The sequence below is a fragment of the Paucisalibacillus globulus genome (assembly GCF_900184735.1).
Lineage (GTDB): Bacteria > Bacillota > Bacilli > Bacillales > Amphibacillaceae > Ornithinibacillus > Ornithinibacillus globulus_B.
Genome location: NZ_LT855386.1, coordinates 245,331 through 259,549, shown reverse-complemented (window position 1 = coordinate 259,549; position 14,219 = coordinate 245,331). Strand labels below are relative to the sequence as shown.

Here is a 14,219-nt window from a genome sequence, read left to right as displayed (position 1 = left end):
ATGCAAACTGTGCGGTAACTAGTTTAAATACAACACAATAAGTTAATGGGATAGCAGTACGACACCGCCTCGTCAGAATACTCCGCTTTCCACGGGCACGGCTTCAGCCTCCTCGAGGAAAGATTGCCTCTTTCTGAGTCTTCGGACACGTGCTATTCCCGTAGGACAATGGTTTTCGGTGGGGCGAGTAATCGCAGTCCCAAGGAAGGCTACGGCAGGTTAATCATCGCACGAAGAAAATTGTTCTTTATTTTCGAGGAGTCTCCTTGTTCTGCCTGCGCTAGTTATTATCTTCTAATTAAAGTTAGGTATTGTATTATGTTTTTTTAATAAATGCTAGTAATTTTTTGAAAGTTGATACTAGCGTAGGAAATACACGGAGACTCCTGTGGGAGGATAGGCATAGGTGAGACCCCACAGTGCGATAGCACGAGGAGGCTCACCAGCCGCCCACGGCAAGGTAGACACTGCGACGGTTCTTCCGAGCAGATGTCGCCCCTGTGCTGACAGTAAAAGCGGAGTGTATTTCCGAAGCGGGTTAGGTGCTCCCAAATAAAATCTTTAGCCGCGCAGTTTCTTTCAATAATCTGTTAGATTAAATTAACCAATACTCTAAATATAATCCTAACTAATATAATAATAGATTTTACCGTTGCACATTTTAATTCTATTTTTTATGCATGATAGTTGATAGTGAATCATATAGTTGACTATAAGATTTAATAGAAGGAGCTAGATTGATATGCGATGGTTTAGGGTAATATTAATTTTTATCATAGTAGCAACGTTTACATTCTTTCTTATGGAAAAAAAGCAACTAGAAGCAGACAAATCGATGGAGAACATCAATCATATTACTTCTCAAAAGCAAAAGGATTTCATCAAGAAGTCAGTCCCAGAAAATATTGTCTTAAATAAAAAGTTCAAAGGTGACATCTACCGTTGGGTTGGTAAGGGTACAGATGAATTATTGGCTGAGTTCGGTGAGCCTAAGCGAAGGGATTTAAGTAGTTATGGTTACACCTGGTGGGTCTATACAAATAATCAAACACAATATATTCAGTTCGGTGTAGAGGATGACAAGGTTCAAACAATTTATGCAACCGGCAAGGATATCTCAATAGAGCCTCTAACAATTGGAGAAACTTATGACAATGTTAGTGCAGAACTACAATTTGCAGAAGAAATTTCATACAGGAAAGGGATTTCTGCTTATACTTTCTTCCTAGATGAAGAGGATTTACAAATGCGTCCACTTGTTAAACTATCGGATAATGTGTATGCACAAGTATACTTCGATACATTCACGAACAAATTATCATCCGTTAGAGTTTTGACTGGTGATGTGCTGCTTTTACAAAGACCTTATGGACTCAGATATCGTGGAGGATTGCCGGATTTGCCAAGTCTAACAGATGAGGATTGGGTAAAAGTGGAGAATGGAATGGAGCAACAAATATTCGATATTACTAATGTTATTCGTAACAACTTCGATGTGAATACCTTATTGTGGGAAGAAAAAGTTAGTGAGGTAGCTTTTGCACATAGTAAAGATATGTCAGATAGTAACTATTTCTCTCATTACAGCCCGGATGGAGATGGATTAAAAGAGCGTCTAGAGAATAAAGAGATTTATTATTTTGCAGCTGGAGAGAATATTGCTTCCCAATATGTTGATGCCCCTGCCGCTGTAGAGGGATGGTTAAATAGTAAAGGACATCGTGAAGCATTACTTCATGAAGATTATACTCATCTCGGTGTAGGAGTTTACCGGTTATACTATACTCAAAACTTTTTAACAAAACCCACAGAATAGCTTGTGATTTTTAGATAGTGCACACGAACCATGACAACAGCATATTTTATACTAGTGAAATATTGCCTAAGGTAAGCTGTTAAAATGGGGTGAAATAATATGGGTAATAACTCTCTAGATCCAACTATTCAACAGTTCAGAGATTTTATTAATCAACATCCAAAACTTCGTAAGGAGATTAGAAAAACTGGTCGTTCCTGGCAAGAGTATTATGAAAAATGGATGCTATTAGGTGAGGAAGATTCCTTCTGGAATGAATACAAGGAAGATGAAGATTCAAGTTATTCGGAGGATAAAGAGAAGAATAAGTCGGAGTTTCTTAATCAACTTATGAAATATGCAGAAAACATGGATATAGATAAAGTTCAGAAACAAGTTCATCAGTTAAGTAGTACCATTGCTACTATACAAGAGTTAATTGACCAACACCAAGGGGCAAGAAAAGGATCCCGTCATGAAGATTCCAATCCCTTTGGTTGGTTTAGGGATTAGTGATATTCATGGATGAAAAATTATATCAACATCTAACCACGAGGCCAGATCTACTAAATTTTATTCGGAATAATCCGGAATGGTATCGCTATCTAACGAGGGATCCATCTAAGATTTCTGAAATTGAATTGGAAGCAAAACGTTACTATGGAAAGACACTCTCTCAAAAAATTGAAAAAGTGAATCAAAATGTTCAAATGGTAGGGATGCTTATACAATTTGCAGAAATGATGAAAGATTAATTGTTTTTCATTTTCACCAAAAAGATGATAAACTATTGGTGGAGGTGAATTAAATATGATAGCTACCTTAGAATATGTAACGATATTAGATAAATCTGAAATGCTAGCAGAAATGGTACTCAGCTCTGATGTTTATGAAGAGTACAAGAAAGCCAAACTAGCAATGGAAAGTGATATAGAAACACAAAGCTTAATAAAAGAGTTTGCATCTGTCAAAGATCAATATGAAGATGTACAACGTTTTGGTAGATATCATCCGGATTACTCTGAGATAATGAAGTCTGTTCGCGTGAAAAAACGTGCAATGGATTTAAATGATAAAGTTGCAACTTTTAAGATTGCAGAACGTAAATTCCAAGGCTTACTAGATGAAATAAGTCAATACATTGCTTACAGTGTTAGTGATCAAATTAAAGTTCCTAAAGATGGTGCAGCACTAACGGATCATGGTTGTGGACATGGTGGCGGATGTGGCTGTAAGGTTTCTTAGCATAGTTATTGATGTTAAGATCTAATTCTGTTAAACTACTGATAAATACGCTTGGAATTGTGAGGATTTTTTATGAGAACGAAACGCCAAGGAATCATTATTTGGTTTCAACATTCTAAAAATATAAAGCAACTTAAACGACTAGGATATATAATCTATGTCTCAAGAAGACTGAAATATGCCGTTATGTATGTAGACCAAGATAAAATTGAAGAAATTGAAACGAAGTTATTGAAATATTCCTTTGTTTCAAAGGTAGATCGTTCCTATAAGCCATTTATTCGTACAGAATATGAAAATGCGAAACCTGACAAAGCCAAGCAATACGATTATAAAATGGGAATATAACATCTCTCGCAAATGCGGGAGGTTTTTTTGTGTAAATACTGGTATTTACATGACTATTTGATAGTGTAGTGAAATCCCAACCATTAAAAAAACCTGCAGAAATAATTCTGCAGGTCCCTTTGTTTCCTTGCTAGAAAACAAAAAGGCAAAGGGAGAGGAGAAACCGGAGGAGAACTTATGGGGAAGTGTAAGTCTTCTCCGTGTTTTGAAACAACCAAGCTACGCATTAGCTGTTCCATTAAGCTATTATGTACAAAGGTAAAAATAATATACATCATAACCATTTTTTTCTAGAAAGAATATATTCTATTTTAATATCTTATTTCTTTATGGTAGGATTGTAACGAATGATTATTCGAGGTGAACATGATGCGTGTAATAGCTGGGATACATAAAGGAAGGCAACTAAAGGCGGTTCCAGGAAGTAACACCAGACCAACAACTGATAAGGTTAAAGAATCAATCTTTCAGATAATGGGTCCTTTCTTTCAAGGTGGAAAAGCCTTAGATTTATTTGCTGGAAGTGGTTCATTAGGCATAGAGGCATTAAGTCGTGGTATGGACTATTGTATATTCGTAGACAAACATCCGAAAGCAATAAAAACGATTTATGAAAATATATCTCTATTAGAGTTAGATGATCAAATAGAAGTTTTCCGTGCTGACGCATATAGGGCTTTAACAGCGGCAGCAAAAAGGGAACTGTCATTTAATTTAATCTTTTTGGATCCTCCATATAGAAAAGTCAGCTATAAAGACCTATTAGAGATAATTAGCAAAGAACACTTGTTGACTGATGATGGTATTATTTATTGTGAGCACGAAATAAATGATGAATTGCCTAATGAAGTTCCTGGTTTGAATTTAATAAAACAGGCAAAATACGGAGGAACAATAGGGGTAACAATCTATCAAAAGGTATAATTTTAAACAGAGGGGTGCAAGCATGGCGAAACTGGCAATTTGTCCTGGAAGCTTTGATCCAATTACTTTTGGGCATTTAGATATTATTGAAAGAGGATCAAAAGTATTCGATGAGGTTATCGTAGCTGTATTTAATAATCAATCTAAATCACCATTATTTACTGTAGAGGAAAGGATTGAGCTTATCACTGAATCTACAAAATATTTACCTAATGTGCGAGTGGATTCAAGTGACGGGCTGTTAATCGATTATGCAGAGGAAAGAAATGCTCAAGTTATTTTAAGAGGTCTTAGGGCTGTCAGTGACTTTGAATACGAAATGCAGATCACAGCAATGAATCGTAAGTTGAATTCAAAGATTGAAACATTGTTTATGATGACCAATAATCAATACTCCTTTTTAAGTTCAAGTATTGTAAAAGAGGTAGCTAAATATAAAGCGGATGTTACAGATTTAGTTCCTGTTGTTGTAGCAGAAGCTCTAAAACAAAAATATAAGCAATAATTTAAGAGGCTGTCTAATTGATACTCAAAATATAGACAGCCCTTTTTATTTACATAATCTAACTTGTTCTTAAAAATGATTCCTTGAACGTCGGTATAAGATTATAAATCCTAATGCAAATGCTCCAATAGTAATAATAGGTCCTATTTGTTCTAATGATGTTAATATATTTACCCAGTCGTTCTCTTGGTCAGGATTGATAACGGGCATATCTTCAACATTAGTTTCTTTCTTATCAAGGTAAAGCGGCTTATACAGTATGATGGCAAGAACACTAGCTATAAATCCGTGTAAAATTCGAGCTAAGAAATATGGATAAAATCGAATGTTACTTTTTGAGATTATACTTGCTACTTGTGCTTGGATGGAAAAACCATTAAAACCAAGAATAAAACTTACAATAATAACACTAGCAAGAAAAGGGTCAATATTTTCTTTGGATACCATATTTGCACCTAAAGTTATTTCGAAGAGACCCGAAATAAATGGGAGAGCAAGTTCAATGGGTAAGAATAACACATGAAAAACACTTTGAAATAACATAGCAATAATTGGAGTAAGTCCAATTAGAAATAACATTTTATTTAATACAGAAAATAATATTATAAATCCACCAACCATCACTAGTGTCTTGATAGAGTTAATAACTGCATCTCCCATTATTTCTCCGATTGGCCGTTTATCTAGTATTCTTGTTTCATGCATGGCAGAAAATGCCCTTTTAAGTGATATCTTACGACTCTCTCTTTTATGGGGCTCATCCATGTTTCGTCCATAAAAACGCATGCAAATTCCAGTTAAAGCATTTCCCACATAGTGACAAACAGCAAGTAATACTCCTAACTTAACATCGTGGAAAAAACCTGCAGAAATCGCACCAAATATGAATAATGGACTGGAAGAGTTGGTGAAGGCAACTAATCTTTCTGCTTCAACTTGTGAAATTTGTTTTTGCTCTTTTAAACGAACAGAAATTTTTGCCCCCGTAGGGTAACCGCTCACCATCCCCATGATCCAAGCAAAACTCCCAACCCCTGGAACATTAAAAAGCGGACGCATAATAGGTTCAAATACAACTCCTAGAAACTTAACAACACCGAAACTAAGTAATAGCTCAGCGGTTATAAAGAAGGGCAATAAGGAGGGGAACACGACCTCCCACCACATATCAAGCCCACGGATGCTGGCCTCCAGTGCATTACTAGGATATTTAATTAAGGTAAATGCGAAGAAAAAAGTTAATGCTGCGAGCATGAATGTTTTGAATAGTTGCTTCAAGTGACTGCCTCCTAATTACTTGCATAACTGTACTTATTTTTTTGATAGTAGTAAAATAAAACTAGTCTAATATGTTGCTTCTAAAAAAACATATAATTAATGAGACAAGTTTTAAATATTTATATCAATATACGCTCATACATTACCTGAATATGCCATACACTTTTATCCAGATAAGTTATTTATTATATTTATAGTGTTGAATGGCCTGATGCGTTGCTATGAAAGGGGACTACTATGAAGTTTTCGAAGGGGCAAATAATTTCTTTGATTGCAGCTGTAATTATTGCTTTTTTTCTTTCTACATATGAATTACCATATTATATTCAAAAGCCAGGTGGAGCGGATGCTTTAAATCCAATTGTTCAAGTTGATGGTGCTGACAAGAGTGAAGGAGACTTTCACCTAGTTACTGTAAGAGGGGGACAAGCTACACCAGTACAATATTTTCTAGCCCACATATTACCTCATCATGATATTTTAGACATTAAGGATGTTCGGCCTGAGGGTATCTCGGATGATGAGTATTTCCAAGCACAATTACGAATGATGGAAAACTCTCAAGAAGCTTCTACAGTGGTCGCGTATACTGCAGCTGGGAAAGATATTACAATAGACTATAAAGGGGTTTATGTTGTAAGTGTAGCCCCTGATTTACCTTCTGATGGAATTTTAGAGATGGGTGACCATATCGTAGGTATTGATAACATAGAAATAAATGAATCTATTGAACTAATTACTTATTTAGAGGATAAGAGTATAGGAGATACTGTAACCTTAACAATTCTTCGTAATGAGCAGGAACTTAAGAAAGAGATTACGTTAGGGATTATTGATCAAGAAACAAAACAAGTAGGTATTGGAATATCATTAGTAACGGACAGGGATGTTAAAGTCAACCCAGAAGTTACCTTTACGAGTGGTAATATTGGTGGTCCTAGTGCAGGTTTAATGTTTTCGTTAGAGATTTATGATCAGCTTACTGAGGGAGATTTAACAAAGGGACATCAAATAGCTGGTACCGGGGAAGTAGATTATGATGGTAATGTAGGTCGTATTGGTGGGATAGATAAAAAAGTAGTTGCTGCAGACCGTGAAGGTGTGGATGTGTTTTTTGCACCGAACGAAGGTGGTAGAGGTGGAGACTCCAATTATGAAGTAGCTAAGAAAAAAGCAGAAGAAATTAATACAGATATGGTTATTGTCCCTGTTGATACATTTGACGATGCCTTAAAGTATTTAAAGGAAGAATTAGAATAGGGAACATATTAATCTGAGGATTCTAGCCCCCTTAATAACAAAACTAGCTCAAAGCTAGTCTTGTTATTAAGGGGCTTTTAATCTTTAAACTATAATAGGACCTCTTAATTCTTGCTTCATTAGTGCATATCTACTTTCAATCGGCAAAATACTATAATAAGCATTAGAAGCTCTTTCCTCTACTTGAAGCATTTGGGGTAGTTCACGAGTTAGCTTAGGAAAAATCGGGATACGTAAATCCTTTTTGACTTTATTTAAATAATCCCTTCCTTTACTTGTCATACCTAGTAGGCGTATGTATGGGATTGATTTAGATAGGACTTCGATTTCTGTTTTTTTAGTGTTTGTTAACAGATGAACAAAAATGCGCTGTATTCTTGTCCAGGTGTATCGTTTCGTTTTTATTCGTTCTACCCATTCGTATAACGAGCGAACATCCTTTGCAGTTCTCTTAATTCGATGTTCAATACCTTCCTCGATACCATGAATTAAACGTAACTCCTCATGCGACATTGTTGTTACCCGGTAATGTAAGATAGGAAAGTATTTTTCCCAATGATGAAATGTTGTCGATACTTGGTTGTAAGCCTTAAGTTGATCAATAGTGGCAGTTGGCATGGTGTGATTTAATGCTGAAACATTTACATGATGGTCAAATATTTGCTTTCTAATACTAGTAGCGCTAGCAATTGAACTTGTTATTTCTGTATCGTGGTATTCACTGTTCTTTCGCCTAATTGTTGAAGGTTGGATAGGGAGATTTTCTTCCATTATAGTCTTAATGTAACTAAAACCAAGAATATTATTTGGTTTAGATAAATTCATACCTGCTTCTGTTAAACCAATTGATTCATAAGCTATTGTGCTTGCATCAGGAAAAGATTTGCCATCATTTAAAGCTTCCTTGAGTTTAATTTGAAAACTATCTTGGTTTTCACTGAAGTTTTCATAGGCTTGAATAAAGTGTTGAATATCACCAGATTCGCTCCCGAAGCAAATGCTGTTCACGCCTAACTCGTTTAAAGTTAATACGGAACCTTTAGCAAATAAGTCACTGCTTTGAACAGCAAAAACGTATGGTAATTCAACAACAATATCAATTCCGGATAACAGAGCAGCTTTCGCTCGATGATACTTATCAATAATTGCTGGCTCACCTCTTTGAAGAAACGAACCACTCATAACTGCTATCATGCAGTCTGCATTTGTTACGTTTTGAGATTCTTTGATATGGTGAATATGGCCATTATGAAAAGGGTTATATTCAACGATTAATCCACAAACATTCACGACAAACACCTCGAATATGATTTAACTATTGCATATTAAATATTTCCTGTTATGGTTGATTATAGAAAAAAGGGTCAGGGAATGCTACAAATAAGAATCTTTTTGACTACTGTAAAGAAAATATATTGACAAAAGTACATTTTCCTTTTAAAATTACTCTTGTTGCCTTGAGGTGAAATTAATGAAATTTACATTAGCACAACTAAAGAAAAATGCTTATAACAAGCCTTTTTCATTCTCTGGTGAAGTAGATGTTTCTGAACTGGAATCGATGAACAATGACATACGAAAAATTGATCCTGTACAAGTACAAGGTATATGTAATATGCAAGGTGAACAATTCTTCTTCACATTTACTATTACAGGGCAAATGATTTTACCGTGTGCTCGTACACTTGTCGATGTTCCTTATCCATTTGAAATCAATGCAAAAGAGATATTCTCATCTTCTGCCTACATTGATGAAGAATACGACACAGAAATTCATCCGATTCATGGAGAAGTGCTTGACTTAATGCCATTTATAAAGGAAAATATTCTATTGGAGGTCCCCTATCGTGTATTCGCCGAAGAATTAGATCCAAATGGATTAATTCAAGAGGGGAATGATTGGGAAGTACTCTCAGAGAAACCAAAAGAAGTGAAAATTGATCCACGTTTTAAGAAACTGGAGTCATTATTCAAAGATACCGAGAAAGAAAAATAAGAAGTAATTCATGTTTTTGCTTTCGTATTTGAAGGAGGTGTAAGTCATGGCAGTACCTAAAACTAGAACTTCTAAAAAAGTTAAAAGACAACGTCGTACTCATATCAAATTACACGTGCCTGGCATGGTAGAATGTTCAAATTGTGGAGAACTAACTAAGCCACACCATGTATGTAAATCATGTGGACAATATGATGGAAAAGAAGTTGTTAGCAAATAATTAATTAGAAAAACCTCTATTCACTAAAATTTAGTGAGTGTATTTGTTTTTCTTTTGCGGAAGAGAAAGATCTTTTTCTTTTCTACAACATAATTGCCAAAACAGATCACAGTAATGTGGTCTGTTTTTTGCATCTAACAAAAAGGGGGGTATCAATTGAAAGAATCAATTACATATCAATTTCACCCTGAGAAAGCTTACGGCATCATCACGATTAATCGTCCTGAGAAGCGGAATGCAATATCGATAGAAATGGCCAAGAGATTGCTCGAAGTTATAGAAAGAGCCAGTAAAGATACTTTGAAATTTTTAGTTGTAACTGGAGCTGGCAACAGGATGTTTTGTTCAGGAGGAGATTTAACGGATTTGCACGGAGAACTATCTCCATCTGAAGCTGAAAATAGTTTACTAATTATGATGGAAGTACTTTACCGATTGGCAGTATTTAAAGTACCTACTATTGCTCTACTTAATGGTGGAGCTGCTGGTGGTGGATGTGAACTTGCTTCTGCATGTGATATACGAATTGCTAAAAGTGGTACAAAATTTGGGTTTGTTCAGACCAATCTAGGGATTATACCAGGGTGGGGTGGAGGTGTTCTCTTAGCTCAAAAAGTCCATCCTAGTTTTGCGAATCAATGGATTATAGAAGGTACTATATATGATGAAAAGGCATTAGAAGGTAAAGGCTGGATTCATAGAGTTATCAATTATAGTGAATGGGAAGAATCAGACAAACTATTAGCACCATATTTATCTAAGTCACACGAGCAAATGCAAATCTTAAAAAGTCGTTTTTTAGAGGAGATAGGTGTAATAGGTTTAAAAGACAAGATGAAATCTGAGGTCAGTAAATGTGCAACACTTTGGGATTCACCAGAGCATAAAAATGCTGTGTTAGCATTTTTTAACCGAAACTAGAAGAAGGAATAATTTAGAAAATTATTTAAGAAGTATTCTATCACTCCTACTTTGTGCATACATTGATAGCAAAGAGATAAGGAGTGATGTTATGAATGCGACAAGGCAGGATGCCTGGACAGAAGACGAGGACATTATATTAGCAGAAACAGTACTTCGCCATATAAAAGAAGGTAAAACTCAACTTGAAGCCTTTAAAGAGGTGGCGAAACAATTATCTAGAACATCTGCAGCCTGTGGATTTAGATGGAATGCAACGATTCGTAAAGAATACCAGGAACAGATACAACAGGCGAAAGAGGAACGTAAACTTGGTGGTAGAAAAGCTATTTGGAGTTTTGAGGAATCAAAGACTGCCCCTGAAAAAGAAACGATAGAATCCGCAATTTTGTTGCTGGAGAAGATGAAATCTAGTTTTGCGGAGCACCAGGATCTGGCAAGAAAAGAGCAGGAAAAATTATTGAAAAATTTAGAAGAAGAGAATAAAAAGTTAAAAATTCAATTGCAGCGATATGAAAATGCTTGGGAGGAAATGGGCAATCTTTGGAAGTGGATTAGAGAAAAAAATTAATGCCTATACCTTATAAAAACTAAAGGTATTACTTAGAAGTAGTAATAGGGTTTTAAGTTTCAAGGATTCCAAACATAGTTGAAATGATAGTCGAGGGTCATAAGGAATTAATATCAGATCCACAAAAAAATCATGCTATTATATTATATCGCTTGACAAAAGAGGCTAGTCATTTAGATTAGCCTCTTTTTAATGCATTATTAATTTTGATAATTATTATTTTACACTAATATGCGATATATAAAATGAAAAAGCTTACATTTTAATCTACGCTCTTTTCAGTTATCCCTTTTGGTAGCCAAAGTAACGGATTTTGACCAAAATCTCTTTGCATTTCGTACTTTGCTTTTTGGAACCCCATTTTCTCCCAAAACCCATGGGAATTAATTCTAGGATTTGTTTTGATTGGTAGATTATAACTTTTTGCATATTCTACTAATGTTTTACCATACCCTTTGTCGCGATAGTGTGGTAATACTTCTAGTTTCCATAATTCTAAATAATCATGTTGTGGTTCAAAGTATTTGTCGTATTTTTTATCAACTCTATATAAGCTCATTCGGGCAACGAGTGATCCACCGTAATATATCCCGTAGAAAGGTGATACACTATCATTTTCTACAATATTAGATTGTAAATCTTCTAACATGGATAATTCCTGATTACCGTATTCTTTAAACCGTTTGAATTCTTCCAATGTCTTATAATTAATTAATAGTTTTTCAACTTTTGCTTTGCCCATTAATTTATCCCCCTTTGTTGTCAGAAAATTATTTATTTGTACTTTAATTATAATACATAATTATTTTAATGTCATTTTGGGGTTGTGATTAATAAATAATTAAGTATCTTAAGTACAAATTCTTAATATTTTGATACAATATAAAAAGTTATGGTACTAGTTGTATAGAGGGGAACTTTCTTTTATGTTAGATTTTTTTATAATATTACTTGCATTTATTATTACAGCACCGATTTTAATAACAATATTAACTTATTATTCTTTGAAATTTATGTATCAAAACCCACATAAAGCTTTTCTAATGGCGATTAATTGGACAACTATTATTTACATCATAGCTGTAAATACGTTGCTTACCTATTTGTTTGAAGGAGCATTCATTGGGTATATAATTGTTTTTTTATTATGCATGCTTACTATTATCATTGTTCTACAATGGAAGAACAACACAGAAATTAATTATCAAAAAGCACTAAAGTTATTATGGCGATTATCTTTCTTGTCTTTTTTTGTTTTGTATATTTCTCTTGTTCTATACGGGATTCTTAGAGGTGTCCTTGTTTGAAGTTATTAAAAGGTTTTATCATCTTATTATGTTTTGATAAGCAGCCACATATAAAGCGAATCAGAAAACATGATAAATTACTGTCTATCTTGTACAATACCTATAGACTATTTACCTCTAAAGGAGTACGTAATAAATGCGAATTGAACCAATAAAAATTGATAACAAAAATAAATTAATTCAGGATTATCGTGAACAAAAACCAACCATTATAAGTTATTTTGATTATGGTTACATGGAGTTCAATAATCGTTTGAAAGAAATAAAAACTCGTTCTTATCAAAGGCAAGAACTTGTGGAAGTGTTAACACAGCTTAATAACGACTGGCAAGCTCCGGATGCTACATTACAAAATATTGAACGAATGAGGGATGAAAATAGTGTTGTAGTAATTGGAGGGCAGCAAGCGGGTCTGTTAACTGGGCCATTATATTCTGTGAACAAGGTAATATCTATTATACAATTAGCAAAACAGCAAGAAGAAGAATTAGGTGTTCCGGTTATTCCTGTATTTTGGATTGCGGGAGAGGATCATGATTTTGAAGAGATAAATCATGTATACATAAATCGAGACCAAAAAATGAAAAAAGTCAAAGTTGGACAACGAGTTCTTGATAAGCGCTCAATCTCTCAAATAGAATTAGAACATGTGGATGTATCACATTTTGTAAAAACTGTATTGGAAGAGCTTAGAGAAACAGAGTATACAAAGGAAATCTCTACTTTAGTGGAAACTTGTCTTAACGAATCAACTACATATGTTGACTTCTTTGCTCAACTAATTCTGAAGTTGTTTAACGATTCGGGAATTGTGCTAGTTGACTCTGGTCATGCTTTAGTTAGAAAGCTTGAAAGTCAATATTTCCTAAAGATGATTCAAAAACAAGAAGAAATAAGCAATAGTGTATACATTTCCTTTAAGGAATTAACTGAAAATGGGTATCCTATTTCTTTAGATGTTACAAAGGAAAATGGTCATCTTTTTTATCATAAGGATAAAGAACGAATTTTGTTGAGTAGAAATCGGGAAGGTAATTGGGTTGGGAAACAGGATGAAGTAATCTTAACTACTGAAGAATTGCAACAGGTAGCGATTAGTACCCCAGAGTTGTTAAGCAATAATGTAGTAACACGTCCTTTAATGCAAGATTTAGTTTTTCCAACTTTGGCTTTTATTGGTGGTCCAGGTGAAATTAGTTACTGGTCTGTTTTAAAGTCAGCTTTTCATACGTTAGACATGAAGATGCCTCCAGTTGTACCTAGACTATCTTTTACCCTTGTAGATCGTAAAGCGGATAAATTATTAGGAAAATATAATATTCCGATAGAGTCAGCCATTAATGGTAAGGTTGGGGATATTAGGGATGCATGGTTTAAAGAGAAGATAAACCCACCGATTGAAGAAACTGTGTCCGAAATAAAAGCTGTTATTACCAAGGCACATGAACCATTACGGAAAATAGCTAAAGAAATCCGCTCGGATATTAATGAACTTGCTGAGAAGAACCTGGAAATTCTCATTCAAGATGTTGAATTTCTAGAAAAACGAATTTTTAAAGTGTTAGAAGAGCGATATCAGAAGGAACTTGCAGAATATGCTATTCTAGAAAATCTTCTTAATCCGAATGGTTTACAAGAACGTATCTGGAATCCGCTACCATTTTTAAATCAATATGGAATTAATTTCTTTAAAGAATTATCAACCCATGCTTGTTCGTTTGAAAATGAACATTTTGTAGTATATGTTTAACATCTACCACTTCTACCCACTTTTAAATTAACTGTCTTTCTTAAAAGCAATATCGGACTATGAATGCTTGATATATCAAGCTTCTAGCTGAACTGCTTT

Annotated in this window: 17 protein-coding genes; 14 read left to right on the top strand and 3 right to left on the bottom strand. The window is 34.6% G+C overall.

The window, feature by feature from the left end:
* Window positions 1-742 precede the first annotated feature (742 nt).
* The 7 genes from BN999_RS03420 (at window position 743) to coaD (ending at window position 4,817) form a co-directional block, all read left to right on the top strand.
* Window positions 743-1,816 (top strand): CAP domain-containing protein, encoded by a 1,074-nt coding sequence (locus BN999_RS03420; protein WP_096269993.1) that lies wholly within the window; start codon window positions 743-745, stop codon window positions 1,814-1,816.
* Between the two features lie 99 nt (window positions 1,817-1,915).
* Window positions 1,916-2,308, top strand: a complete 393-nt coding sequence (locus BN999_RS03415) for a YlbD family protein (RefSeq protein ID WP_096269992.1) — start codon at window positions 1,916-1,918, stop codon at window positions 2,306-2,308.
* Window positions 2,309-2,316: 8 nt separating this feature from the next.
* Entirely contained in the window at window positions 2,317-2,550 is a 234-nt protein-coding gene (locus BN999_RS03410) for a YlbE-like family protein (protein ID WP_096269991.1), read from the top strand.
* A gap of 55 nt (window positions 2,551-2,605) precedes the next feature.
* A complete protein-coding gene (locus BN999_RS03405; protein WP_096269990.1) occupies window positions 2,606-3,040 on the top strand; it encodes a YlbF family regulator in 435 nt (144 codons plus the stop codon).
* 72 nt (window positions 3,041-3,112) lie between these two features.
* Window positions 3,113-3,388 carry a YlbG family protein gene (locus BN999_RS03400; RefSeq protein ID WP_096269989.1) on the top strand — a complete coding sequence of 92 codons (276 nt, stop codon included), beginning with the start codon at window positions 3,113-3,115 and terminating at the stop codon, window positions 3,386-3,388.
* Between the two features lie 369 nt (window positions 3,389-3,757).
* Window positions 3,758-4,312, top strand: coding sequence for a 16S rRNA (guanine(966)-N(2))-methyltransferase RsmD (gene rsmD / locus BN999_RS03395; protein ID WP_096269988.1), 555 nt, complete (start codon window positions 3,758-3,760; stop codon window positions 4,310-4,312).
* 22 nt (window positions 4,313-4,334) lie between these two features.
* Window positions 4,335-4,817 (top strand): pantetheine-phosphate adenylyltransferase, encoded by a 483-nt coding sequence (gene coaD / locus BN999_RS03390; protein WP_096269987.1) that lies wholly within the window; start codon window positions 4,335-4,337, stop codon window positions 4,815-4,817.
* Between the two features lie 69 nt (window positions 4,818-4,886).
* On the opposite strand, the gene ylbJ is transcribed toward coaD, so the two are convergent.
* The gene (gene ylbJ / locus BN999_RS03385) at window positions 4,887-6,095 is read right to left on the bottom strand and encodes a sporulation integral membrane protein YlbJ (protein WP_255247387.1); all 1,209 of its coding nucleotides are present in this window, start codon (window positions 6,093-6,095) and stop codon (window positions 4,887-4,889) included.
* Window positions 6,096-6,332: 237 nt separating this feature from the next.
* Here ylbJ and BN999_RS03380 point away from each other — a divergent pair, with 237 nt between their 5' ends.
* On the top strand, window positions 6,333-7,355 hold the full coding sequence (locus tag BN999_RS03380; RefSeq protein WP_096269986.1) for a SepM family pheromone-processing serine protease: 1,023 nt from the start codon (window positions 6,333-6,335) through the stop codon (window positions 7,353-7,355).
* An 84-nt stretch (window positions 7,356-7,439) separates the two neighbouring features.
* On the opposite strand, the gene BN999_RS03375 is transcribed toward BN999_RS03380, so the two are convergent.
* Entirely contained in the window at window positions 7,440-8,645 is a 1,206-nt protein-coding gene (locus tag BN999_RS03375; RefSeq protein ID WP_096269985.1) for a nucleotidyltransferase, read from the bottom strand.
* Window positions 8,646-8,826: 181 nt separating this feature from the next.
* On the opposite strand from BN999_RS03375, the gene BN999_RS03370 reads away from it, so the two are divergent.
* The 4 genes from BN999_RS03370 to BN999_RS03355 all read left to right on the top strand — a co-directional run bounded on the left by BN999_RS03370 (window position 8,827) and on the right by BN999_RS03355 (window position 11,063).
* Window positions 8,827-9,351: a YceD family protein gene (locus BN999_RS03370; RefSeq protein ID WP_096269984.1), complete on the top strand. Its 525-nt coding sequence runs from the start codon at window positions 8,827-8,829 to the stop codon at window positions 9,349-9,351.
* Between the two features lie 46 nt (window positions 9,352-9,397).
* Window positions 9,398-9,571 (top strand): 50S ribosomal protein L32, encoded by a 174-nt coding sequence (gene rpmF, locus BN999_RS03365; protein WP_096269983.1) that lies wholly within the window; start codon window positions 9,398-9,400, stop codon window positions 9,569-9,571.
* Between the two features lie 156 nt (window positions 9,572-9,727).
* Entirely contained in the window at window positions 9,728-10,492 is a 765-nt protein-coding gene (locus BN999_RS03360; RefSeq protein ID WP_096269982.1) for an enoyl-CoA hydratase/isomerase family protein, read from the top strand.
* 91 nt (window positions 10,493-10,583) lie between these two features.
* A complete protein-coding gene (locus BN999_RS03355) occupies window positions 10,584-11,063 on the top strand; it encodes an RsfA family transcriptional regulator (RefSeq protein WP_096269981.1) in 480 nt (159 codons plus the stop codon).
* A gap of 262 nt (window positions 11,064-11,325) precedes the next feature.
* Here the strand turns inward: BN999_RS03355 and BN999_RS03350 are convergent, their stop codons facing one another.
* Window positions 11,326-11,805 (bottom strand): N-acetyltransferase, encoded by a 480-nt coding sequence (locus tag BN999_RS03350; RefSeq protein ID WP_096269980.1) that lies wholly within the window; start codon window positions 11,803-11,805, stop codon window positions 11,326-11,328.
* 184 nt (window positions 11,806-11,989) lie between these two features.
* Between BN999_RS03350 and BN999_RS21190 the strand changes: the two genes are divergently transcribed.
* Complete coding sequence (locus BN999_RS21190) at window positions 11,990-12,370, top strand: DUF3397 domain-containing protein (RefSeq protein ID WP_096269979.1); 381 nt, start codon at window positions 11,990-11,992, stop codon at window positions 12,368-12,370.
* A 136-nt stretch (window positions 12,371-12,506) separates the two neighbouring features.
* The gene (gene bshC / locus BN999_RS03340; protein ID WP_096269978.1) at window positions 12,507-14,120 is read left to right on the top strand and encodes a bacillithiol biosynthesis cysteine-adding enzyme BshC; all 1,614 of its coding nucleotides are present in this window, start codon (window positions 12,507-12,509) and stop codon (window positions 14,118-14,120) included.
* Window positions 14,121-14,219 lie beyond the last annotated feature (99 nt).